Source organism: Hafnia alvei (assembly GCF_964063325.1).
Taxonomy (GTDB): domain Bacteria; phylum Pseudomonadota; class Gammaproteobacteria; order Enterobacterales; family Enterobacteriaceae; genus Hafnia; species Hafnia alvei_B.
In genome coordinates this window covers 4,668,820-4,693,554 of the sequence record NZ_OZ061315.1, presented here as the reverse complement: position 1 = coordinate 4,693,554, position 24,735 = coordinate 4,668,820, and the positions used below count along the sequence as shown (strand labels likewise).

The 24,735-nt window shown below is 45.6% G+C and carries 23 protein-coding genes; 18 read left to right on the top strand and 5 right to left on the bottom strand.

The window, feature by feature from the left end; all coding sequences use genetic code 11:
* Window positions 1-76: 76 nt before the first annotated feature.
* The 5 genes from AB3Y96_RS21755 (at window position 77) to AB3Y96_RS21735 (ending at window position 4,045) form a co-directional block, all read left to right on the top strand.
* Complete coding sequence (locus AB3Y96_RS21755) at window positions 77-1,420, top strand: 6-phospho-beta-glucosidase (protein ID WP_367300199.1); 1,344 nt, start codon at window positions 77-79, stop codon at window positions 1,418-1,420.
* A gap of 45 nt (window positions 1,421-1,465) precedes the next feature.
* Window positions 1,466-2,227, top strand: coding sequence for a chitin disaccharide deacetylase (gene chbG, locus AB3Y96_RS21750; RefSeq protein WP_367300198.1), 762 nt, complete (start codon window positions 1,466-1,468; stop codon window positions 2,225-2,227).
* 220 nt (window positions 2,228-2,447) lie between these two features.
* On the top strand, window positions 2,448-3,464 hold the full coding sequence (locus AB3Y96_RS21745) for a linear amide C-N hydrolase (RefSeq protein ID WP_072307190.1): 1,017 nt from the start codon (window positions 2,448-2,450) through the stop codon (window positions 3,462-3,464).
* 11 nt (window positions 3,465-3,475) lie between these two features.
* Window positions 3,476-3,805, top strand: coding sequence for a DUF1622 domain-containing protein (locus AB3Y96_RS21740; protein ID WP_072307161.1), 330 nt, complete (start codon window positions 3,476-3,478; stop codon window positions 3,803-3,805).
* Between the two features lie 42 nt (window positions 3,806-3,847).
* Window positions 3,848-4,045 carry a hypothetical protein gene (locus AB3Y96_RS21735; protein WP_061553240.1) on the top strand — a complete coding sequence of 66 codons (198 nt, stop codon included), beginning with the start codon at window positions 3,848-3,850 and terminating at the stop codon, window positions 4,043-4,045.
* Window positions 4,046-4,107: 62 nt separating this feature from the next.
* On the opposite strand, the gene AB3Y96_RS21730 is transcribed toward AB3Y96_RS21735, so the two are convergent.
* Together AB3Y96_RS21730 and AB3Y96_RS21725 are read right to left on the bottom strand one after the other, a co-directional pair.
* A complete protein-coding gene (locus tag AB3Y96_RS21730) occupies window positions 4,108-5,076 on the bottom strand; it encodes a chemotaxis protein (protein ID WP_072307162.1) in 969 nt (322 codons plus the stop codon).
* 161 nt (window positions 5,077-5,237) lie between these two features.
* Window positions 5,238-5,582: a hypothetical protein gene (locus AB3Y96_RS21725; protein ID WP_072307163.1), complete on the bottom strand. Its 345-nt coding sequence runs from the start codon at window positions 5,580-5,582 to the stop codon at window positions 5,238-5,240.
* A 457-nt stretch (window positions 5,583-6,039) separates the two neighbouring features.
* Here AB3Y96_RS21725 and tdcB point away from each other — a divergent pair, with 457 nt between their 5' ends.
* From tdcB to AB3Y96_RS21695, 6 genes are all read left to right on the top strand, one after another.
* Window positions 6,040-7,032: a bifunctional threonine ammonia-lyase/L-serine ammonia-lyase TdcB gene (gene tdcB / locus AB3Y96_RS21720; protein ID WP_025799579.1), complete on the top strand. Its 993-nt coding sequence runs from the start codon at window positions 6,040-6,042 to the stop codon at window positions 7,030-7,032.
* Between the two features lie 91 nt (window positions 7,033-7,123).
* Entirely contained in the window at window positions 7,124-8,449 is a 1,326-nt protein-coding gene (tdcC, locus tag AB3Y96_RS21715; RefSeq protein WP_072307164.1) for a threonine/serine transporter TdcC, read from the top strand.
* A gap of 60 nt (window positions 8,450-8,509) precedes the next feature.
* Window positions 8,510-9,718 carry a propionate kinase gene (tdcD, locus tag AB3Y96_RS21710; RefSeq protein ID WP_072307165.1) on the top strand — a complete coding sequence of 403 codons (1,209 nt, stop codon included), beginning with the start codon at window positions 8,510-8,512 and terminating at the stop codon, window positions 9,716-9,718.
* 93 nt (window positions 9,719-9,811) lie between these two features.
* Window positions 9,812-12,106, top strand: a complete 2,295-nt coding sequence (pflB, locus tag AB3Y96_RS21705) for a formate C-acetyltransferase (protein WP_367300197.1) — start codon at window positions 9,812-9,814, stop codon at window positions 12,104-12,106.
* Between the two features lie 123 nt (window positions 12,107-12,229).
* Window positions 12,230-12,991, top strand: a complete 762-nt coding sequence (locus tag AB3Y96_RS21700; RefSeq protein WP_072307167.1) for a hypothetical protein — start codon at window positions 12,230-12,232, stop codon at window positions 12,989-12,991.
* A 94-nt stretch (window positions 12,992-13,085) separates the two neighbouring features.
* Window positions 13,086-13,514: a universal stress protein gene (locus AB3Y96_RS21695; RefSeq protein WP_072307168.1), complete on the top strand. Its 429-nt coding sequence runs from the start codon at window positions 13,086-13,088 to the stop codon at window positions 13,512-13,514.
* Between the two features lie 48 nt (window positions 13,515-13,562).
* Here the strand turns inward: AB3Y96_RS21695 and AB3Y96_RS21690 are convergent, their stop codons facing one another.
* Complete coding sequence (locus tag AB3Y96_RS21690; protein WP_367300196.1) at window positions 13,563-14,117, bottom strand: class IV adenylate cyclase; 555 nt, start codon at window positions 14,115-14,117, stop codon at window positions 13,563-13,565.
* Window positions 14,118-14,770: 653 nt separating this feature from the next.
* Here AB3Y96_RS21690 and adiA point away from each other — a divergent pair.
* From adiA to adiC, 3 genes are all read left to right on the top strand, one after another.
* Complete coding sequence (adiA, locus tag AB3Y96_RS21685) at window positions 14,771-17,041, top strand: arginine decarboxylase (protein WP_367300362.1); 2,271 nt, start codon at window positions 14,771-14,773, stop codon at window positions 17,039-17,041.
* 323 nt (window positions 17,042-17,364) lie between these two features.
* Window positions 17,365-18,126, top strand: coding sequence for an AraC family transcriptional regulator (locus AB3Y96_RS21680; RefSeq protein ID WP_367300195.1), 762 nt, complete (start codon window positions 17,365-17,367; stop codon window positions 18,124-18,126).
* Between the two features lie 356 nt (window positions 18,127-18,482).
* Entirely contained in the window at window positions 18,483-19,844 is a 1,362-nt protein-coding gene (adiC, locus tag AB3Y96_RS21675; protein ID WP_367300194.1) for an arginine/agmatine antiporter, read from the top strand.
* Window positions 19,845-19,913: 69 nt separating this feature from the next.
* Here the strand turns inward: adiC and AB3Y96_RS21670 are convergent, their stop codons facing one another.
* Together AB3Y96_RS21670 and AB3Y96_RS21665 are read right to left on the bottom strand one after the other, a co-directional pair.
* The gene (locus AB3Y96_RS21670) at window positions 19,914-20,057 is read right to left on the bottom strand and encodes an ACT domain-containing protein (RefSeq protein WP_367300361.1); all 144 of its coding nucleotides are present in this window, start codon (window positions 20,055-20,057) and stop codon (window positions 19,914-19,916) included.
* Between the two features lie 28 nt (window positions 20,058-20,085).
* The gene (locus AB3Y96_RS21665; protein ID WP_367300193.1) at window positions 20,086-20,316 is read right to left on the bottom strand and encodes an ACT domain-containing protein; all 231 of its coding nucleotides are present in this window, start codon (window positions 20,314-20,316) and stop codon (window positions 20,086-20,088) included.
* A gap of 129 nt (window positions 20,317-20,445) precedes the next feature.
* On the opposite strand from AB3Y96_RS21665, the gene idi reads away from it, so the two are divergent.
* From idi to eptB, 4 genes are all read left to right on the top strand, one after another.
* Entirely contained in the window at window positions 20,446-20,955 is a 510-nt protein-coding gene (gene idi / locus AB3Y96_RS21660) for an isopentenyl-diphosphate Delta-isomerase (RefSeq protein ID WP_072307173.1), read from the top strand.
* Window positions 20,956-21,288: 333 nt separating this feature from the next.
* Entirely contained in the window at window positions 21,289-21,546 is a 258-nt protein-coding gene (locus AB3Y96_RS21655; protein WP_072307174.1) for a DUF1471 domain-containing protein, read from the top strand.
* A gap of 207 nt (window positions 21,547-21,753) precedes the next feature.
* On the top strand, window positions 21,754-22,578 hold the full coding sequence (gene proC, locus AB3Y96_RS21650; protein ID WP_367300192.1) for a pyrroline-5-carboxylate reductase: 825 nt from the start codon (window positions 21,754-21,756) through the stop codon (window positions 22,576-22,578).
* Window positions 22,579-22,824: 246 nt separating this feature from the next.
* A complete protein-coding gene (gene eptB / locus AB3Y96_RS21645) occupies window positions 22,825-24,492 on the top strand; it encodes a kdo(2)-lipid A phosphoethanolamine 7''-transferase (protein ID WP_072307175.1) in 1,668 nt (555 codons plus the stop codon).
* Window positions 24,493-24,735 lie beyond the last annotated feature (243 nt).

Here is a 24,735-nt window from a genome sequence, read left to right as displayed (position 1 = left end):
ACCTGTGATTGGAAGTATGACGGGTATATCTCACTTAATTTTATATGAAGTGCAATGACATTGTACGGGAGTTCCTATGAGTAAAAAGCTGAAAGTCGTTACTATCGGTGGCGGAAGTAGTTATACCCCAGAATTACTTGAAGGTTTTATTAAACGTTACAATGAATTGCCGATTACCGAATTATGGCTGGTTGACGTTGAAGCCGGAAAAGAGAAACAGGATATTATTTTTGACCTCTGCCAGCGTATGGTCGAACGCGCAGGCGTGCCGATTGTGATGCATAAAACGCTGGATCGCCGTGAAGCATTGGTTGATGCAGATTTTGTTACTACGCAATTGCGCGTCGGCCAGCTTAAAGCGCGTGAATTGGATGAGCGTATTCCGCTGAGCCACGGCTATCTCGGCCAAGAAACCAACGGTGCAGGCGGTTTATTTAAAGGGCTGCGCACGATCCCGGTTATTTTTGACATCATCAAAGATGTGGAAGAGATCTGCCCGAACGCTTGGGTGATTAATTTTACTAACCCAGCGGGCATGGTCACAGAGGCCGTATTCCGTCATACCAAATTCAAGAAATTCATTGGCGTGTGTAACATCCCCGTTGGCATGAAAATGTTCATTCAGGATGTGCTGAAATTAACACCGCAGGATGATTTGTCGATCGACCTCTTTGGCTTGAACCATATGGTCTTTATCAAAGACGTCATCGTTAACGGAGAATCCCGTTTTGCCGAACTGCTCGACGGCGTAGCCTCTGGCACGTTAACCGCCGGTTCAGTGAAAAACATCTTTGATTTGCCATTTAGCGAAGGCCTGATTCGTTCCCTTAAGCTGCTGCCATGTTCTTATCTGCTGTACTACTTCAAGCAGAAAGAAATGCTGGCGATCGAAATGGGCGAATTCTACAAAGGCGGCGCTCGCGCAAGCGTGGTGCAGAAAGTAGAGAAACAGCTTTTTGATCTGTATAAAAATCCAGAACTGAACGTAAAACCAAAAGAGCTGGAGCTGCGCGGCGGGGCTTATTATTCCGATGCAGCGTGTGAAGTGATCAGCGCGATTTACAACGACAAGCAGACTGAGCAATACGTTAACTTCCCGCACAATGGTCATATTGATAACATTCCGGCAGATTGGACCGTTGAAATGACCTGTACCATTGGACGCGATGGCGCCACGCCGCATCCGCGTTTGACGCACTTTGATGACAAAGTGTTGGGGTTGATTCATACCATCAAAGGCTTTGAAATCGCAGCCAGTGCTGCCGCAATAAGCGGCGAACTGAATGACGTGCTGTTAGCGATGAACCTGAGCCTGCTGATTCATTCGGATAAGGATGCGGAGGTTCTGGCACGTGAAATGCTGTTGGCACATGAAGCGTTACTGCCTAATTTTGCGCAAGCCATTGCTGCACTGAAATAACCCACCGCCTTCCCTGTAAAGGGAAGGCGTTTGGCTGAGGGGATTATGGAAAGATTATTGATAGTGAACGCCGATGATTTTGGCCTTTGCAAAGCCCAAAACTACGGCATTATCGAGGCGTTCAAAAACGGGGTAGTGACGTCTACCACGGCGTTGGTTAACTCAGCAGGCGTCGAGCATGCAGCCATTCTGAGCGCTGAAAATCCTGGGCTGGCGGTTGGAATGCACTTTGCCTTGACGCTGGGGCGCCCGTTGTCGCCGATGCCAAATTTGGCGCGCAACGGAGAGTTGGGTAAATGGATCTGGGAAATGGCGGATCAGGGAACCCTGCCGCTGGATGAAATTGAACAAGAGCTAAAGTGCCAATTTGAGCGCTTTATTGACGTTTTTGGCAGGCTGCCGACCCATATCGATAGCCATCATCATGTGCATATGTTCCCGCAGATTTTCCCTATAGTGGCTGCTTTTGCGAAAGAAAAGGGCGTTGGCTTGCGCATCGATCGCGATGAAGTTCGCAAAGGCGAACTGGAAGTGCACGGTGCACAAAGTACGCAGGGCTTTGACAGCCGTTTTTATGGTGAGTCTATTACCGAAGCGCTGTTTCTGAGCACGCTAGATAGCGCAATAGAACGCGGCGATAGCTCTTTGGAGATTATGTGTCATCCGGCGTTTATTGATAACACGCTGCTTACCAGTAAATATTGCTATCCACGCCTTGCCGAGCTGGAGGTGCTGACATCTGAAGCGCTTAAAAAAGCGATTGCAGCACGGGGATTCAAGTTGGGATCGTTTCAAAATTTAATCTAGCCATTCATAGTTTATTTAGTCTGCCGGCGGGAAGTTATTTCCCGCTATCTAATCTCTGCCCCCGAAATATAAATACTATCCAAACAAACAACGTTTTATGCAGGGCATTTTTTGCTTAATTATCCAGCACTACTTACACTGGTAAAAAATAACCAGGTGATAGCCAATGCATTTAAATATTTTGCTTTCAGCAGCGTCGTTGCTCATTTGTTCGGTTGGGATGTTATTTTCACCCCAGCTCGCTTTAGCATGCACCCGTGCGGTATATCAGGGTGAAGATAAGCTGGTCATGACTGGCCGCACAATGGATTGGAAAGAAGATCTGCATTCCGATCTGTGGATTTTCCCGCGTGGCATGGCGCGTAGCGGCAATGCTGGCCCTAATTCTGTGGAATGGGTGTCAAAGTATGGCAGCGTGACGACGGCGGCCTACAATATTGCCACGACCGACGGCATGAACGAAAAAGGGCTCGTTGCCAATATGCTATGGCTGGCAGAGTCGCAGTATCCTAAACCTTCTAAAGATAAGCCGAGTCTGTCGTTGGCTGCATGGGCTCAATATACGCTGGATAATTTTGCTACCGTAGATGAGGCGGTGAAAGAATTGCAGTCGGAGCCTTTTGTGGTGGTCACGGGTGATGTTCCCGGTCAGCCACGTTTGGCGACCATTCATTTAGCGCTGTCTGACGCCAGCGGTGATAGTGCTATCTTTGAATATATTGATGGGAAACTGGTTATCCACCATAGCCCTGAATATCAAATACTGACCAACTCGCCGACCTACGATCAGCAATTGGCCATTGATAAGTATTGGGAAGGGATTGGCGGTAATATTATGCTTCCTGGTACCAATCGTGCGGCAGATCGTTTTGTTCGTGCCAAATATTACATTAATGCGATTCCTAAGTTCCACGAGGCGCGTCTTGCCGTTTCTAGCGTATTGAGCGTTATGCGCTCAGTGTCGGTACCCTTTGGTATCACTTCGCAGGCAGAGCCCAATATTTCATCAACTCGCTGGCGTACAATTTCCGATCAAAAAAATAAGCTCTACTATTTTGAATCATCAGTTGGGATGAATACATTCTGGGTTGATTTAAAACGAGCCGATCTTTCTGCTGAGTCACCGGTGCGCAAATTATCGCTAGGAGTGAATCAAATGGCTGATTTCAATGGTGAGGTTTCTCATGCTTTTGAACCCGCTAAGCCCTTTGAATTTTTAGCCGCCGTTGTAGATTAGGGTTAGAAATAATGGAACATATAAAAGAGATTATCATTTATTTGTCTGAAACTTTGCAGACATTCTTAGAACTTATCTCTGTTTTATGTGTATTTATTGGGCTCGTGAGAACGTTGTGGACGGTTATTCCTAATTTTAATAACCAGTCAATTTTTCATATTATGAGAACGCGTTTTGGCAGCTGGTTGGCCTTAGCGTTAGAGTTTCAATTAGCTGCAGATATTCTGGCGACGACAATAAATCCTAGCCTTGATGAGTTGCTGAAGTTGGCGATTATTGCGGTTATTCGTACCTTCTTGAACTATTTTTTGTCGAAAGAGCTAACGGCAGAAAATAAGTAATGCGTATTTAGTGAGTTACTCGTAAATAAATAAGGATGGTTTATGTTAGAAAATTATTTCCCAGATCATGTTTCGAATGAGCAGAAACAGCGCACTATCGCAGTTAACGCGGCGCTTGAGCTGATTAAAGTCACTTTGGCGGATAGCAATGATGGAAACAGCGTTAGCCACCAACTGCAAGCGGCAGAGAAACATATTGAATCTTTAGCCGATGCTATCCAGAAAGCGTTGAAAATCTAGTTCAGGTTTACCTATGGGCGGCGCTAACAGCGCTGCCCATATTGCGTTCTGCGGCAAGCTGATTAGCTTTTCTCAACGTCTGCCAACGCTTTGTGAATCACTTCCGAAAGTTCAGCAACATCGAATTTCGCCACGTAGCCATTGGCGCCGACTTTACGTACGTGGTCTTCGTTTGCGCTCCCCGATAGCGATGAGTGGATAACCACGGGGATCTGTTTCAGCGTTGCTTCATTTTTAATATTCCGCGTGAGGGTGAACCCATCCATTTCAGGCATTTCTATATCGGTTAATACCAATCCAATTCGATCGGTGATTGACTGGCCTGCGGCTTTGGCTTCGGCGGCAATGGACTGAATTTTTTCCCAAGCCTCCAAACCGGTGGTATGCATCAGCGTTGGGATCCCCATGCCTTTTAGGCCCTGTTCTAGCATTGAGCGGGCGACCTTTGAGTCTTCAGCCACAATGGCAATAGCACCGGGTTTCAGGGCATAGCTTTTCTCTTTAATCGCCGCGATATCGACGTCGCGTCCTGAGGGAATGATGTCGTAAAGAATTTGCTCAACATCGAGCACCAGCGCCAGATCTTTGTTGCCATTTTCATCTTCCATACTGGCAATGCTGGTGATATTGCGGCTGCTTACGCCGGCTTCCGCAGTATGAACCTGACTCCAATCGAGACGAATAATGTTATCGACAGCTTCTACGGCAAAAGCCTGCGTGCTGCGCGCATATTCGGTGATGAGAAGCAGATTGAGACCCGTTTCAGGCGTGCAGCCGAGCGCTGCGGGAAGGTCGATCACGGGCATAATCTGGTCGCGGATATTGACCACTCCCAATAGTGGCGAAACCATGCCCGCTGCGCGATTGATTTTTTGCATTGGCACAATTTCACGCAGCTTGAAAACGTTGATCCCGTAAAGCTCTGATTTACTGTCGTGTTGGCTTGTTCCTAACCGAAACAGTAACAGTTCGAACTTGTTGGATAAGGCTAGGTTAGCCCTTTCATCGATATCTTTCTGAAAACTATCCATCTAAACCTCAAGTGTTAATCGGCAGGTGTTGGTGATAAATAATGCTGGTCACAACACGAAGTGAATGCGTTATAAACGTTATCGGCAAAGATGGAGAAAAATAGAGAGTGGGTAGGGAAAATACGCCTTTGAAGTTCACCTTAAACTGTAAATCTAGCTCTTCAGTTAGCTACAATAACAAGTGATTGATCCATTGAGTTAACGAGCTGCTGCAGTAGCTGGATTTCATTCGCAGACCACCATCCCATCACGTTGCCGATTAACAAAGCATCTCGTAAATCATTGGTCGTTTTGACCTCAAATTTGTAGTCATGCCTGAGAGCCCAGTGACTATCAAAGACTGTGCATGTCAGGTTGGCTGGTAAATCATAGGCATGTGCGATGACGTAGCGCTGGTCGTGCTTTGCTTTTAAGTAAACTTGCTCATTAAATGAACAGAATTCAAACGGAAAATGGATATCCGTGATCGAGCTTATTATATCTAGCGTGATATTAACTATTTGCATTTTTGGATACCTAAAAACCAAGGCAGTTCTTTTATATTTATAGGCACAGATATAAACAAAAGGGAACGATCTTGATCACAAATAAAATAAGCCATATTTGCTAAAAAAATGACATCTTTTGCTAATTAATATGCTGACTTATTTATTAAGAGGTGGAAATTAAATCTTCATTTAAATAATTAACAATTAATCTACCTATTATCATCTTGATAATCGGGCGTCGAACTACGCATCTGCAACATTGATAACAATCCATTAATATCACTTAAATTATCTTTGTAAGAATACAAAAATATTTTTTTCTTTAAATCTTCATATAATAATTAAAATGGAAATACTGTTCATAATTTGTGAATCAGAAAATAAATAATGAATTAAATTATCGCGACGCCAATCACATTCAAATCGGAAATATTTCATCATACTGCAGGCGTCAAATAATCTGTGGGATGAGAAAATGAAGATATATAATAATCTACCTGTGACGCTTAACGACATAATTGAGGCCCAACAAAGGATAAAAGGTCACGTCTATAAAACTGGCATGCCTAAGTCTAACTACCTCAGTGAACGTTGTAACGGCACCATCCATCTAAAATTTGAGAATATGCAACGCACCGGTTCTTTTAAAATTCGCGGTGCTTTTAATAAGTTAGCTTCATTATCCAGAGAAGAACGTGAGCAGGGCGTGATTGCCTGTTCCGCAGGTAACCACGCGCAGGGCGTTTCCCTGTCTTGCGCTATGCTGGGAATTGACAGCAAAGTTGTTATGCCTTGTACTGCACCGAGCTCTAAAGTTGCCGCAACGGCAGATTATTCTGCTGAGGTTATTCTTCACGGAAATAGCTTTAACGACACCATCTCAAAGGCTCATGAATTAATTGAGTTAGAAAATAGAATCTTTATTCCTCCTTACGACGACGCAAAAGTGATTGCAGGCCAAGGAACTATCGGTTTAGAAATCCTTGAAGATCTTTATGACGTGGATAACGTTATTGTCCCTATCGGCGGTGGGGGATTAATTTCCGGTATCGCCATCGCGTTAAAATCAATTAACCCAACAATCAATATCATAGGTGTGCAAGCGGTCAACGTTCACGGAATGGCGAAATCTTTCCATGAAGGGCAATTTTTATCTCACCGCACAACAGGTACAATTGCGGACGGTTGCGACGTGTCGACGCCAGGTAAGCTGACATATGAGATTGTCAAAGAGCTGGTAACCGACATTGTGGTAGTCACTGAAGAAGAAATTAAGCGCGGTATGATTGATCTTATCCAAAGAAACAAGATCGTGACTGAAGGTGCTGGCGCATTGGCATCTGCGGCCATATTAAGCGGTAAGCTCAAGGGCTATATCGAAAATAAAAAGACCGTTAGCCTTATTTCCGGTGGGAATATTGATTTATCCAGAATATCAGAGATAACGGGACTGAATCACGTTCACTAATAATTATGCAAACACCCGACAGGGTATAGACCCTAGCTGAGGTTACAGTGATGTAGCCTCAAAAAAGGGCAAATCCGTGAGGAATTACAGTATGACGACAGACAGCGTTACCTATACGAATCAGGGAACTATGTGGCGGAAATCGGACACCACGTGGACTCTTGGATTATTTGGCACCGCCATCGGCGCAGGGGTTCTGTTCTTCCCTATCCGTGCAGGCTTTGGCGGTTTGATCCCTATCCTGATCATGCTTGTGTTGGCCTACCCAATTGCTTTCTTATGCCATCGCGCATTAGCGCGCCTGTGTCTGTCTGGTAGCAATATTACAGGCAACATTACTGACACGGTTGAAGAGCACTTTGGTAAAACAGGTGGGGTCATTATTACCTTCCTGTACTTCTTCGCGATTTGCCCTCTGTTATGGATTTATGGTGTCACCATCACCAACACTTTCATGACATTCTGGGAAAACCAGCTGCAGTTAATGCCGTTGAACCGTGGCCTAGTGGCGCTGGTTCTATTGATGGCAATGGCTTTCATCATCTTCTTCGGTAAGAATTTGATGGTGAAGGTAATGAGCTTCTTGGTATTCCCATTCATCGCCAGCTTGGTTCTGATTTCCCTGTCGCTGATCCCTTATTGGAACGCGTCTGTATTCGAACAAGTTAGCACCAGCAGCATCTCTCTGCTTGGTCACGACGGCATTCTGGTCAACGTATGGCTGGGTATCGCCATCATGGTGTTCTCCTTTAACTTCTCGCCTATCGTTTCCTCTTTCGTTGAATCTAAACGTGAAGAGTACGAGCCTGAATTTGGTAAGCAGTTCACCGAAGATCGCTGCTCTAAAATCATCTCTCGCGCGAGTATGCTGATGGTTGCCGTGGTGATGTTCTTTGCCTTCAGCTGCCTGTTCACGCTGTCTCCAGCGATGATGGCTGATGCTAAAGCGCAAAACATTCCGGTTCTTTCTTATCTGGCAAACCACTTCTCAACCATGGCCGGTGGTAAGTCTACCTTCTCAACCGTGCTGGAATATGGTGCTTCACTGATTGCACTGGTCGCTATCTTCAAATCGTTCTTTGGTCACTATCTGGGAACGCTGGAAGGGATGAATGGCCTGATTGTTAAGTTCGCTTGTAAAGGTGACAAGAAGAAGTATTCAACCGGCAAACTGAACCTGATCAGTATGTTCTTCATCATGGGCTCTACTTGGGTAGTGGCTTATGTTAACCCGAACATTCTTGACCTGATTGAAGCCATGGGTGCGCCTATCATTGCCTCCCTGCTGTGTCTGCTGCCGATGTATGCGGTTCGCAAAGTGCCAGCGCTGGCGAAATATAAAGGCAAGCCAGAAAACTACTTTGTTACCATTGTTGGCCTGCTGACTATTCTGAATATTTTCTACAAACTTATTTAATCTAAATTTAAAAGAATAACAGCTAACTCCTCTCTGGGGAGTTAGCTGTGAGGTATATCTATGTCTTCAAAATCTGTAGTGCTAGTTATTAATTGTGGATCTTCATCAATTAAATTCTCCGTTATGCAAGGAAATAACTGCGATGTGATGATGTCCGGCATTGTTGATAACGTCGGTATTGAAAATACCTCAATGACCATTGATAAGACTATCAGTATTAATTTAAAAACCGGTAGTTATGAAGATGCATTGAACTCTATTGTTAGAGAATTAGAGAAAAGAAAACTCAGCGACTCTATTTCATGTGTAGGCCACCGTATTGCGCACGGTGGAGAAGCATTTAGCGATGCGACATTAATTAATGATGAAGTATTGAAAGAAATTACTAATGTTTCATCTCTGGCACCTTTACATAATTATGCCAATCTTGAGGGCATTATGGCTGCGCGCCATATATTCCCTGAATTACCGCATGTGGCCGTATTTGATACCGCGTTTCACCAGACCTTAAAACCTGAAGCCTATACCTATGCGCTTCCACAGCAATATTTCACACAATATGGCGTGAGAAGATATGGCTTCCACGGAACCTCTCATCGCTATGTCGCGCAGCAGGCGATTGAGCAATTAGGCTTAGATGAAAAGAACTCCGGGATTATTGTCGCTCACTTAGGTAACGGCGCATCCGTCTGTGCGGTACAAAATGGCCAAAGCGTTGATACGTCTATGGGTATGACTCCGCTGGAAGGCTTAGTGATGGGAACGCGTAGCGGTGACGTTGATTTTGGCGCACTGGCATATCTGGCGGATAAAACCGGCAAGACGTTAGAAGATTTAATGTTCATGGTGAACAAAGAGTCTGGCCTGTTAGGTATTTCTGGGCTTTCAAGCGATCTGCGCGTGTTGCAAAAAGCATATGAAGAAGGGCATGAAGGCGCACAGCTGGCGATCAATGTTTTTGTACACCGTTTAGCTCGCCATATCGGTGGCCACGCTGCCTCGTTGAATAAGCTTGATGCCATTGTTTTCACCGGCGGGATTGGTGAGAACTCTGAGCTGATTCGCCAGTTAACCCTACAGCATCTTGCGGTATTCGGTCTTGAACTTGATGAAGCAAAAAATCACCTGCGTCGCACCGGAGAAGCTGAAGTGATTACGTCCCCGGCTTCTAAAGTTATCGCCGCGGTGATCCCAACCAATGAAGAGAAGATGATTGCGCTGGATGCTATTCGCGTGAGTTCTTCCGCAGAACATATTGTGTTCGCATAACGTAATTCAAATTTTTCTAAATAAATACTGCCTAAATACTCTTTTCGCCCCTAATTAAATAGGGGCGATACCTATGTTACATGGAGCTTGATAATGAATATCGATCTGGACGTGACTGAGAATATATTTACCGAAGCTTGGCATGGTTTTGCAGGAACAGAATGGAAAGGTAGCATTAATGTAAGAGACTTTATTCAGAATAACTATACGCCTTATGAAGGTGATGAGTCTTTCCTTTCGACTGCAACCGAAGCAACCACCAAGCTGTGGGAAAAAGTAATGGAAGGCGTGCGGATTGAAAACTCCACTCACGCTCCGGTCGATTTTGATAATGATATTGCGACAACCATTACTGCCCATGCGCCGGGATATATTCATCAAGATCTGGAAAAAATTGTTGGCTTACAAACAGAAAAACCACTGAAGCGTGCGTTATTCCCGTTTGGCGGCATCAATATGATTGAGAGCTCGTTTGAAGCCTACAATCGCAAGCTGGATCCTAATTTTAAATATCTTTTCACTGATATTCGTAAAACACACAACCAAGGCGTGTTTGACGTTTATTCACCTGAAATGATGCGCTGCCGTAAATCCGGTGTTTTAACCGGCTTGCCAGACGGCTATGGCCGTGGGCGTATCATCGGTGACTACCGCCGTGTGGCTCTGTATGGCATCCGTTATCTGATTCGTGAACGCGAATTGCAGTTTGCCGATCTGCAGGGCAAGCTGGAAAAAGGCATTCAGCTTGAGCAAGTGATTCGCCAGCGCGAAGAATTGGCCGAACAGCGCCGTGCGCTGAAGCAGATTCAGGAAATGGCGGCGAAATACGGGTTTGATATTTCTCGTCCGGCACAGAACGCGCAAGAAGCTATCCAGTGGCTCTATTTTGGCTATTTGGCGGCGGTGAAATCTCAGAACGGTGGCGCGATGTCGCTGGGCCGTACTTCGACGTTCTTAGACGTTTATATCGAACGCGATCTGAAAAATGGGGTGATCAATGAGCAGGAAGCACAGCAGCTGATTGACCATTTCATTATGAAAATCCGCATGGTGCGTTTCTTACGTACGCCTGAGTTTGATACGTTATTCTCTGGTGACCCGATCTGGGCAACCGAAGTTATCGGTGGGATGGGCTTAGACGGCAGAACGCTGGTCACCAAAAACTCCTACCGTTATCTGAATACGCTGGAAACCATGGGGCCATCACCAGAGCCTAACTTGACGATCCTGTGGTCTGAACGCTTGCCAAAATCTTTCAAAGCCTATGCTGCGAATCTGTCTATTGCGACCTCGTCGTTACAGTATGAAAACGATGATTTAATGCGCCCTGATTTTGACAGTGACGACTATGCGATTGCCTGCTGTGTTAGCCCGATGGTGGTTGGCAAGCAGATGCAGTTCTTTGGTGCACGCGCCAACTTGGCGAAAACGTTGCTGTATTGCATCAATGGCGGCGTGGATGAAAAGCTGAAAATTCAGGTTGGTCCGAAAGTGCCAGCCATGACAGATGAAGTCTTGGATTACGACAAAGTCATGGTGAGCCTTGATTCGTTTATGGACTGGTTGGCTGTTCAGTACATCACTGCGTTGAACGTTATCCACTACATGCATGATAAATACAGCTATGAAGCTGCTCTCATGGCGCTGCATGATCGCGACGTGGTTCGCACCATGGCGTGTGGTATCGCTGGGCTATCGGTTGCCGCTGACTCATTGGCTGCTATCAAGTATGCCAAAGTGCGCCCAATTCGTGATGAAAATGGGTTGGCTATCGACTTCGCTATCGACGGTGAATATCCGCAGTTCGGTAACAACGACCAGCGTGTCGATGATATCGCCTGTGATTTGGTTGAGCGCTTCATGAAGAAGATCCAGAAGCTGCCAACCTACCGAGATGCTGAGCCAACACAGTCTATTCTGACCATTACCTCGAACGTGGTTTACGGGCAGAAAACCGGCAATACGCCGGACGGACGCCGCGCAGGCACGCCATTTGGCCCGGGTGCTAACCCGATGCACGGCCGCGATCGTAAAGGTGCGGTCGCGTCGTTAACCTCGGTGGCTAAACTGCCGTTCAAGTATGCTAAAGATGGTATTTCCTATACCTTCTCTATCGTCCCAGGGGCGTTAGGTAAAGACGAATTTATTCGTAAAAACAACCTAGTTGGTCTGATTGATGGTTATTTCCACCATGAAGAAGACGTCGAAGGCGGGCAGCATCTAAACGTGAACGTTATGAACCGTGAAATGCTGCTGGATGCGATTGAAAACCCAGATAAATATCCGAGTTTAACTATCAGGGTATCAGGCTATGCGGTGCGTTTTAACGCGCTGACGCGTGAACAGCAGCAAGATGTGATCTCAAGGACGTTCACTAGCTCGCTGTAACGCTGTCGAAAATCATCTTACGAAAAGCCCCGCATAAATTGCGGGGCTTTTTTATTGCAACAAGGTTCAGAACACAACGAGTTGTGTCGCTTAATACTGTTTCAATATGGTGAGGGGGAAAAGATGGAAGACCTGATATTTAACTATAAACCTGATACTCAAATTCATTATCGATTCAAAAAATCAACATACGATTGCGAGCATCTATTAATTGTCATGTCAGGATTCAACTTGCCCGATCCGACTGTTTATGATTTTACGATGCTAGGGCATTGCCGCTCTTCCATATTATGGATTAAAGATGACTTTGATTCCTTGCCTGCATATTATTTATGCAAAAATATGAAGTTTGACATTGAGCAAGGTGTTAGTGCGCTGATTTCAGGCGTTATTAAGTTTGCTAAGCCAAAATATACGTCAATACTAGGCGCCTCGAAAGGTGGGTCTATGTCATTGTATTATGGGGTTAAACACAATATAAAAAATATTATAACCTGTGTGCCACAGTTTAGTATTGGGCGTTATGTTGCGGAGGGTGCTTGGCAGCATGTCGGACAAGCTATGATGGGGAATATCCATCCATTAAATATTAAAATACTCGACAACTATATTTCTAAACAAATAAAAACAGATAAAGATACAAACAAAAATATTTACCTTTTTACGTCACCTCAGGACATCCAGTTCAATAGTGAGATAAAACCTCATTTAGATTTGCTCTCTAAATATAGAAATTTTAATCTTATTGAAAGTTCATCATCTTATGTAACACAACACACTGAAGTGACGAGATATAATATTAATCTTATCCTTTCGCTTATATATCAGTTTGAAGACGGAATTTTCCCTTGCTGGGGCAACATAAAGAATGGTTCTCAGTGGTAATGGGTTAGTTCACAGTTCCACCCTAAACTGGTTCCACCGTCAATTAGGTAAGGTTATTCTATTCATAAGTTTTCTACATGGAGAGGTCATAAATATGTATAAAAGCATTTTGGTGCCGGTAGATATTGAAGAGGATATTCTGACTCAAAACGCCCTGCGTCACGTTGAGTATTTGGCAAAAATGTCAGACGCTGATGTGCATTTTTTGTATGTTTTGCCCGATGCACAGGCCTTCGTTACCGCATACTCTTTTGGTATCAAAGAGTTTGAAAACAAAGCGGTGACCTATGCTGAAGAAAGAATTAGGGAGATCATGCAGGGGGTAGATTTGCCTGCAGAACGTATGTCTTACACCATTCGTTTCGGCACACCACGGGATGAGGCACTGCAACAGGCTGATGAAATGGGGGCTGACCTCATCATTGTTGGCTCACACCGCCCAAGCGTAAAAACTTATCTGTTGGGCTCGAATGCGGCAGGCATTGTACGCCATGCCAAAGTGAATGTGATGGTGATCCGTTAAAACGCCTATGTTCTCATCCTCTCTTTAGTGGGAGGATGAGAAAACACATCATGCCATCATTTCCCGATAACTACGCTTTTCCCTTTGTGAATCTTCCAGCCCTAACGCGAATGCTTGACGGCGTAAATCGCTGAGCAATTCTGGCACTGCCTGCTCATCATCGGTCATGATGGCGATTTCGGCAAAATAGCCCAGATTAGGAAGATGATCGAGGGTGATGTGGTAACGACCTAAAAAATAGATGCTGCGGTTTTTCTCCATGCGCAAACTGGGTTGAAAACCGAGTTTCTGCACCATGCTGGCCACTTTTTCGCAATCCTCAATATTAATTGCTTCGCATTCCGACGCGTCCGGCCCTTTAACGATCCATAGCTTAATACCGGACGGCTGCATTTCACGAATGCACATGCTAATGCCGCTCTTTTCTAGCGTTGAGCCTGAGTGCTCAGACGCTGGGCGATCATAGTAGCAATCGATCTCTCGATTATTGAGGTGAAAAGGCTCAGCGCCTGCCAAAGTGATGCGCTCGAGAAAGGCATCGGGATCGCGGAGGTGAAATTTCAGTTCAGCCTCATACTTCCCCGCAAAATGTTCGCTCGTCATGGGATATCTTATGTTGATAACACGATGTGCTGAAGGATAACACGGTAGCCAACTGCACTGCCGTTGGTGAGCGTTATTTGTGAAGTGCTTCTCTTATAAAATAAATAATTGAGGTGGCTGAATATCTATTATCGTAAAGATTTGTGGATGAACAATAGCGTTTGTTTTTTATGTAAATATATCCGTTGGATAGGTTATAAATAAATATCACTATAAGGTAAAAAAATAAAATTGTTGTGCATAACATTTCTCCAAATGTGCCTTTTGGTAGTCATTTTTTTATTTATATTATTGATTTTACTTTATTTATTAATTTTATTTTGTATTTACTTACTGGCTTTACAACGCGGATAATTAAGGGCAATACTAATTACAAGGAAAGAGCGGGTAAAACCCTAATGCGTTATATAAGGTTTAACAATAACACTCATTCTATTTTGTATGGCGGTTTAGTGCTCTGAGAATATATACCCTTCATACTTCAAGCTGCATTTTTGTTGGCCGTGTTCACTCACCCGAATCACTTACTTGAGTAAGCTCATCGGGCTTCGTTCACTTGCCGCCTCAATGCAACTAGAATTATTTTGGGTATAGATAAATATCCTCAGCGCGACTAAACGTTATGTTTATTTATCTGTAAGGATAAACACATGATGAAAGTATTAATTGTTGAAAGTGAATTTCTCCATCAAGACACCTATGTGGGTGCCGCCGTTGAACGTTTGGCCGATGAGCTGAGCCGTCAAAATGTTGAGGTAATTAAAGCGGCCTCATTTGACGATGGCTATGCCATTTTGTCTGCCAATGAAGCTATCGATTGTCTGATGTTTAGCCGTGGGATGGATGATTCCGCTGAGCACGTGCTTGCTCAGCAACTGCTTAATAAACTGCATGAGCGGCAGGAGAATGTTCCGGTCTTTCTGCTGAGTGACAGAGAGAAAGCAACTCAGCAGCTTAGCCGCGAGATGATGGAGCAAATTGATGAATTTGCTTGGATCCTTGAAGACACCGCTGATTTTATTGCCGGGCGCGCCGTTGCTGCCATGAACCGTTATCATCAGCAGCTGCTGCCACCGTTGATGACGGCGCTGATGAAATATAGCGACGTTCATGAATATTCATGGGCGGCGCCGGGCCATCAGGGCGGCGTTGGTTTTACTAAAACGCCTGCCGGTCGTTTTTACCACGACTATTACGGTGAAAACCTGTTCCGCACCGATATGGGGATTGAACGTACCTCGTTAGGCTCTTTACTCGATCACACCGGCGCATTCGGTGAAAGCGAAAAGAACGCGGCGCGCGTATTTGGTGCCGATCACTCGTATTCTGTGGTGGTGGGGACTTCTGGTTCGAACCGTACCATTATGCAAGCGTGCATGACCGAAGATGACGTGGTGGTTATTGACCGCAACTGCCATAAATCCATCGAGCAGGGGCTAATATTAACCGGCGCCAAACCGGTTTACATGCTGCCAAGCCGCAACCGTTATGGGATCATCGGGCCAATCTATCCGCAGCAGATGCAGCCGGAAGTGATTAAAGAAAAAATCGCCAACAGCCCACTGAGTAAAAACAAGCAGGGCCAGCAGCCTTCTTATAGCGTGGTGACCAACTGTACTTATGATGGTGTGTGCTACAACGCCAAAAATGCGCAGGATTTATTGGAAAAAACCACTGACCGCATTCATTTCGATGAAGCTTGGTATGGCTATGCACGCTTTAACCCAATGTATCGCGATCATCACGCCATGCGTGGAGAACCTGGCGATCATGAAGGCCCAACGCTGTTTGCGACCCACTCAACGCACAAACTGCTCAATGCGTTATCTCAGGCATCTTATATTCATGTGCGCGATGGCCGTGGTGCCGTTGATTTTTCACGCTTTAACCAAGCATACATGATGCACGCTACCACTTCGCCACTGTATGCGATCTGCGCTTCTAATGACGTAGCGGTGTCGATGATGGACGGCAACAGCGGTCTCTCGCTGACGCAGGAAGTGATTAATGAGGCGGTCGACTTCCGTCAGGCGATGGCGCGTTTGTATAAAGAGTTTACTCAGGATGGTGATTGGTTCTTCAAACCGTGGAACCAAGAAATTGTCACCGATCCGGCTACCGGTAAGCAGATGGCGTTTGAAGATGCGCCGGCTCAGCTTCTGGCAACCGAACAAAGCTGCTGGGTGATGAATCCTGAAGATAACTGGCACGGCTTTAAAGACTTGCCTGAAAACTGGAGCATGTTGGACCCTATCAAGGTCAGCATTTTGGCTCCAGGCATGGGCGATGACGGTGAGCTGCAAGAAAAGGGCGTACCAGCGGCTTTGGTAACCGCATGGCTGAGCCGCCACGGCATTGTGCCGACGCGTACCACCGATTTCCAAGTGATGTTCCTGTTCTCCATGGGGGTCACCAAAGGGAAGTGGGGCACGCTTATCAACACGCTGCTCTCGTTTAAACGCCATTATGATGCCAATACCGCGCTATCTTCAGTATTGCCCGATCTGGTTGCGCAGCAGCCTGAAATCTACGGCAAGCTAGGTTTGCGTGATTTAGGCGACAAAATGTTTGCCTATCTGCGCAAAAACAACCCAGGAGCTAAACTAAATGCGGCTTATTCTGGCCTGCCAGAAGCGGTAATAACACCGCGTGCGGCTTATCAGGCTATTGTGGCGAATAAGGTGGAGATGGTTGCGATTGACGGTCTGGTCAACCGTGTTGCAGCCAACTCCATCATCCCTTACCCACCGGGAATCCCAATGCTATTATCCGGTGAAAGTTTCGGCGGTGAAGAGAGTCCACAGATCGGTTATCTGCGAGCTCTACAAGCGTGGGACCACGAATTCCCCGGTTTTGAACATGAAACCGAAGGGACAGAAATTATCAACGGTGTTTATCACGTGATGTGCGTATGCACGGAATAACCCTCGTTGGTGATGAAGCAAAGACACCACAGCAAAAAAAGATAAAGCAGTTTCTCTTGTAGTATTTGCGCGGGTATATCCCGCGCTTTTTCATACCTGTATGTTTATTTTTTATTCTGTAATTGTACGATTACTATGCGTAAAAAAAATGATACGGCAGTATTTATCCCCGTTATATTGAATAATTAGAAAAGCTCTGTATTTTAGTGTCGGGTCGTAGAATTGTCATATGTATTACTTTTTCTTTTATGTCTTATTACTTTAGCCGATAAGCCTCGTGTAATAACGGCATTTTATTCTTTACGTCTGTAGGATGTCTTAATATGAAACTCAGTAACAACGAAGGTTGCGTTGTCGTTTTAACGCGCAAAGATGTCACTGTTAATTTTAACTCTGAGAATGAAGTTACATTCAAAGCTAATCACATGATGCTAATTTCATGTAAAAATAACGTAATAGATTTTTCAGAGTTGGATGAATCAGCAGTATTATATTTGAATAAAGATGTTGTTAAGGACTATATCCATTTCTTAAAAAAAGACATCAGCGCGCTGTCTCCTAATCTGCGTTCCACACCGTGCTATATGATTGAACGCTGCCAAACACCACATATTTTCCAGGAGGCGGTGCGCCTATCGCAAGATGCGCTAAATAGTGAAGTTGACCGTGAGCGTAGCCGTTGTCTTTCGTTCACCGTTTTATCTATTTTCCTAAACAATAACAATCTAATACCGTTTCTTATTCGTGAGATTAGAAGCAATCTTAGCGCGAATGTTTACAGCATCATTCAGAGCAATATGCATAAAGAATGGAGCCTGACGTCCGTCGCCAGCTGCCTGTGCTTAAGTCCTAGCTCATTGAAAAAGAAACTAAAAAATGAAGATACCACCTACAGTAAAATTATCACTGACTGTAGAATGCGCTATGCCGTTGAGCAACTAATTGTTTTTAATAAAAATATTTCCCAGGTTTCTTCTCTGTGTGGCTATAGCAGCACCTCCTACTTTATCTCGGTATTTAAAGAATACTACGGTATGACACCGCTAAACTACGTACACCAATATAGAGATAAAATGATTGCATAGAATCTCACTATAAATGAATATATTTTTAATATCTAAAGTTGCCTCTGTATTGGCCGAGCGCACTTACTAAATTGTTTGCTTTAGTAATATTTAGCTGCTGCCGAAATGCAACTTGAACTACCTTAGGGTAAAGGTCGTAATATATTTATCTTGGGACGATTGAGTATATATTTATGAAGTTTGAAAAGTTATGTAATCTTTTAATTATTTATCTTTATAAATATTATTTTTAACTGAATTGTCATTGGCTAAAAATATGCCGGAAATGGCGACGTTAGCCGTTTGCTACTGTCATGATTTAACTCTGAGAGTAATATAATTTCTACCAAAAATTCTATTTAACTTAAGGTTAGATTATGTCTTCGGATTCTGAATCTCATAAAGTAGGCCTTATTCCCGTTACCTTAATGGTATCAGGGAACATTATGGGCTCCGGCGTATTTTTATTACCGGCAAACTTAGCCTCTACCGGCGGAATTGCAATCTACGGATGGTTGGTGACAATCATTGGCGCATTAGCGCTTTCAATGGTGTACGCCAAGATGTCGTCTTTAGATCCCAGTCCCGGCGGTTCTTATGCTTATGCCCGTCGTTCTTTTGGCCCATTCCTCGGTTATCAAACCAACGTGCTGTATTGGTTAGCCTGTTGGGTGGGGAATATCGCGATGGTGGTGATTGGCGTTGGCTACCTCAGTTATTTCTTCCCTATATTGAAAGATCCGATGGTGTTGACCATTACCTGCGTTGTCGTGCTGTGGATCTTCGTGTTGCTCAATATTGTTGGGCCACAGATGATCACCCGTGTTCAAGCGGTGGCGACGGTATTGGCGCTGATCCCAATCGTGGGGATTGCGGTGTTCGGCTGGTTTTGGTTTCGCGGTGAAACCTATATGGCAGCGTGGAACGTCAGTGGTCAAGGCACATTTGGCGCCATCCAGAGCACCTTGAGCGTAACCTTATGGTCATTTATCGGGGTAGAGAGTGCCTCAGTGGCGGCTGGCGTGGTTAAAAATCCGAAGCGCAACGTTCCGATTGCAACCATTGGCGGGGTGCTGATTGCCGCCGTGTGTTATGTGTTATCTACCACCGCGATTATGGGGATGATCCCGAATGCGGCACTGCGTGTTTCTGCTTCACCTTTCGGTGATGCGGCGCGTATGGCGCTTGGTAATACAGCAGGCGCGGTAGTTTCATTCTGTGCAGCAGCGGGCTGTTTGGGCTCATTAGGTGGCTGGACGCTGCTGGCAGGCCAAACGGCGAAGGCCGCGGCTGATGATGGCTTATTCCCACCCATTTTCGCCAAAGTTAACAAGGCGGGCACACCGGTTGCAGGTTTGCTGATAGTTGGTGTACTCATGACTATTTGTCAGTTCGGCAGTATTTCACCGAATGCGGCGAAAGAGTTTGGTTTGGTTTCGTCGGTGAGTGTGATCTTTACGTTGGTGCCTTACCTTTATACCTGTGCGGCATTGTTGCTGCTAGGCCATGGCCACTTCGGTAAAGCTCGCCCAGTTTATTTGGCGATTGTCAGTATCGCGTTTATCTACTGTATCTGGGCCGTTATCGGTTCTGGTGCGCAGGAAGTGATGTGGTCGTTCGTGGTACTCATGGTTATCACGGCGCTTTACGCCTTGAACTATAACCGCCAACATAAAAATCCTTATCCGCTGGATAATACGAATCCCGATGGTTCGCTAAAAGCATCGGCAAAAAACTGAGTTAAAAATTTTATCACTTGATTTTCGCCCGCATCGGCTACGCCTCTGCGGGTTTTTTTATTGGTCTATTTAGGCCAGAGCGCAGCGCTGCTGCAGCTGGGTCAGGACTGTTAGAGCGCGCTGTGCGTCGGCGGCAGGAATGAAAATGTGGTCATGATAATAAGCGGCCACAACGTTGGCGCTGATACCCGCCTGAGCGAGTTCAGTGGCAATTGCGGCGGTTAGCCCAACGGCCTCAAGGCTAGAATGAACCGTGAGCGTGATTTGACGTGGTATCGAGGCCAGCCGTCTGTGCGCCTTCGCGAGTTAAAATCAGCGTGATCCCTTCGGCTTCTAAAAAAAGCCCCAGCGGGTTTAGCGCGGCGGCTTGTTCCAACGTAAGTGATTGGCTGGTACAAAAAACGAAAGCTTGGGTGTTGAGTGTCGGCTCCATCGAGGCCAGAAGCTGAGTAATATCTTTAATGCCGCTCATGTGGGTATCTCCTTAATATTTTTGCGCTAGATTAGCGGGCGATCGATGTGGCGTTAAATTAAAAAAAGTTTGCAACAATTAGGTATGCTAATAGGAGTACGTCGTAACACTATGAGAGAGGGGAAGGTCATGATTGAAGTGATTCTGGTTGATGAAAACGATATGCCGATTGGCAGAATGGAAAAGCTCGCGGTTCATCAGCAGGGACTCTTGCATCGAGCCATCTCCGTGTACATTTTTAACGATCATAATGAGCTATTGATCCAGCGGCGTGCGGCGGAAAAATATCATGCAGGCGGCCAGTGGAGTAATACCTGCTGCGGTCACCCGCTCCCCGGTGAAGATACCCAAGAAGCGGCGATGCGGCGGCTCTATCAAGAAATGGGGATGGCGTGTGCGCTGCACGAATCTTTTGAACTGAGTTACTGCCTCGACGTTGGGGGAGGGCTCACTGAACACGAGCTGGCACATGTTTTTATTGGTCACAGCAACGTGGTTCCGCAGCTTAACGCAGAAGAGGCCGATGCTTTTGCTTATCATCCAGTGGATGAAATTTTAGAGCAAATGCGGCTCGAGCCTGAGCGTTTTACGCCGTGGTTTAGGCTGTGTCTGCCGAAAGTCATCGCACATCTCGGCTGATACATCTCGGCTGATGTTATGCGCGGCGCTGACGAATATTTCCTGACACTACCGTCTGTAATGAAATGTCGGCTATGTGATTTTATGTCGATTGGTTCAAAAGTTAGCTTATTGATTGTTTTTAAAGTCTTTTATCTGAAAAAATTGGTATTTGGCTTGTCTCGTTATCCTCTGACTAAAATTCATACGTAAAGTTGTTTAAATTACATTCAAAAAAATTGAACAAGAGGCTCAAAACTATCCGATTTTAACTCTCCGTTAACCGATCTATTCTTTAGTCATCGGAAGGCGGGCGCCTTTCAAAACGACAAAATTTCAAGAAAGGTAAACGTTATGAAAATCATCAAAAATTTAGCTGTAGTTTTCGCACTCTCTGCAACCGCATTTGCTGCTACTGCCGCAGACCTCTCTTCTCAGCCAGCGTCTGACATGCAGAAAATGGGCGTAGTGTCGGTCAGTGGCGCAACCAATCTTGACGGTTTGGAAGCTCGCGTAGCGGCTAAAGCTGAACAGGCTGGCGCATCTTCTTACCGCATTATTTCCACCTCTGGGAATAACAAAATGCACGCGACCGCTGAACTGTATAAATAATCGATACTCGCCATACTTGGCGCAGTCTCTGTAGTTCAGAAGCCGTACAGAAAAGGCCTTTCCCAATCAATGGGAAAGGCCTTTTTGTTTTTTATATTCAGGGGAGTGGTTGTGCCTTTCTCGCGGTTTTGGTGGTAGCCTAAGAAATCGCATCTGAAGATGTAAATTTTATTCGGTACAACGGGCGTTATCGCGGAGGACTGCACTGTGGGGATTAACATCGTGGATAAGAAAATCGGTTTTATTGGCTGTGGCAATATGGGCAAGGCGATTTTAGGCGGTCTGGTGGCGAGTAAACTGATCTCACCGGAAAATATCACGGTGTATAACCGTAGTGCGCAAAGCGTTGAGGCGATTAGCCAGGAGTTTGGCAGCCAAGGTGCCAGCAGCGCCGATGAGGTTGCTAAGCAGGCTGATATTCTGATCGTAGGCGTTAAGCCAAATATGATGACGAATGTTTTGGGTGAAATCAGAGAATCGCTCAAGCCAAACGCGATTGTGGTTTCCATTGCCGCAGGTGTCACGCTAGAAACGCTGGAGTTTGCGCTGAAAGATGGGCAAAAAGTGGTGCGCGTGATGCCAAATACGCCGGCGTTGGTGAATGCAGGAATGTCGTCTATTACGCCGAATAAGCAAATGACCGAGGATGAAAGCGCGCTGATTGTGGAAATTTTTAGCAGTTTTGGTAAGGCTGCTATTGTTCCCGAATATCTGATTCATTCCGTGGTGGGCGTCAGTGGCTCAGCACCTGCCTATGTATTTATGTTTATTGAAGCGATGGCTGATGCTGCGGTGTTGGGTGGAATGCCACGCGCTCAGGCCTATCAGTTTGCCGCGCAGGCGGTGATGGGATCGGCCAAAATGGTGCTGGAAACCGGTAAACACCCCGGTGAGCTCAAAGATATGGTGTGTTCTCCAGGGGGAACCACCATTGAAGCCGTGAAAGTGCTTGAGCAAAAAGGTCTGCGTGCGGCCGTGATGGATGCGATGCAAAGCTGTATGGCGAAGTCAGAAGAGATGAGCCGCCGTTAATTTTTACCCGTTTTTACCCCACTATTTGATGCCCCATTTTATGGGGCATTTTCTCAGACAATTCCCCCATATGATTCTTTGCCTAAGTCCGTCACCATAGCCGCGAGGCTGGTGCCGACATTTTTCTGCTGAATAGTCTCTCGCCGATTAAGAACTTTCTTGGTAAATTCCGTCGCCGCATCTGAACGATTTAGAATGCGGTGTGTCTCATGTTTTCTAGGGTTAGCAACAAGGTTTCAGAAAGTAATGCAAAAAATAAAATTGCTATCACAACCAATGCAGGCGCTGCTGTTAGCGATTTATATTGGTATTTTTCTTAATATTCCGGTGTTTTTACGCCGTTTTGACGAAGTCAAAGAGGGTCTCCATTTTTCTAAATGGTTAACGGGAAGTTTAGAGGTGATGGTTGTTCTCCTCTTTACCTTCTTTATTTTGAGAGTGTGTTCGCTGGGAGGACGCTGGTTCTTCAAAATTACGGCGACGCTCATCACGTTGATCTCTGTGGCTGCAAGCTACTACATGACGGCATTTAACGTCGTGATTGGCTACGGCATTATCATTTCCGTATTTTCTCCAGGCGATTTGGGGCTATTCTCTGAGGTTGTCGGCTGGAAGTTTGTGTTGTGGTTTGTCGCCGCCAGTATCATTCCTTTGGCGATCATCTGGCTGGGTTCAGCGCATAACACCTTGCTTGAACAGCTGAAAACACCGGGTAAAAGAATCATATCTTTAGTCGGGATGGCGCTGATCGTTGCCGTGGTCTGGGTACCATTAAACTTAATGGGAACCGCGCAGAAAGAAATAGACCAGAAGAATAACGTTGATATGCCAAGCTATGGTGGCGTGGTGGCTCACTCTTACTTGCCATCAAACTGGCTGGCGGCGTTCGGATTATATGGCTACACCGCGCTGGATGAGCGACAGGATGAAGCCGACTTATTTGATCCAGCGGATCATTTTTCTTACGTTGCGCCTGAAGGGATTGATGATACCTATGTGGTGTTCATCATCGGTGAAACAGCGCGTTGGGATCATATGGGGATTCTGGGCTATGAGCGTGACACCACGCCACAGTTGGCCAAGGAACCTAATCTAGCCGCGTTCCGCGGTGAGTCCTGCGATACATCAACCAAACTTTCCCTGCGCTGCATGTTTGTGCGTGAAGGCGGAACGGAAAACAACGCCCAGCGGACGCTGAAAGAGCAGAATATTTTCTCTGTATTACATCAGCTCGGATTCAGCTCTGAGCTCTTTGCGATGCAGAGTGAGATTTGGTTCTACAACAATACCGATTCAGATAACTTCTCGTTCCGAGAGCTTATCGCGGCAGAACATCGTAACGATGGGAAACCGGTCGACGATATGCTGTTGGTGGAAGAGTTGCAGAACTCATTACAAAAGTATCCGAAGGGTAAACATTTAGTGGTGCTGCATACGTCGGGTTCCCACTATTTGTATACGCAGCGTTACCCGCGTAGCTATGCGAAGTTCAAGCCAGAGTGTATGGGCGTGGATGACTCTTGTACCAAAGAGCAGCTGATGAACTCCTATGACAACAGCATTTTGTACACTGACAACATGATTAAAAGCGTGATTGATCAGGTGCGTGATAAAAAAGCCTTGGTGTTTTATGCCTCAGATCACGGCGAGTCGATCAGTGATAATGAGCATTTCCACGGTACTCCGCGTGAAATGGCTCCGCCAGAGCAGTTCCGTGTGCCGTTGATGGTATGGGCATCGGATAAGTTCTTAGCTTCAGGTGACAATGCCAAAATGTTTAAGCAGGTGCAAAAGCAGGCAAAGCAGGGGCAGACTCATCGGCATGTTGAGCTGTATGACTCGATTCTGGGTTGCTTAGGCTATACCTCGCCAAACGGCGGAATTAATCAAAACAACAACTGGTGTCGTTTTTAATTCAATAAGTTAGTCTTCATGAGCCGAGAGGAACCACTCCTCTCGGCTTTTTTATTCCTAAAAGCTGTTTTCTTCGCATTAAGTTTCTCTCAAGTTCCCTTCTGGCATGCCGATAGACTGATCAATCTTCAGTCAGTTTCCTCTGTTCATAATTTACTCTCCGTAGAGAGAGGCATTTTGTACTGGCTGAGAGAGATACCACATCTGATGTCTTCTTTTGCAGGCTCTTTCATTCCTAGGGAT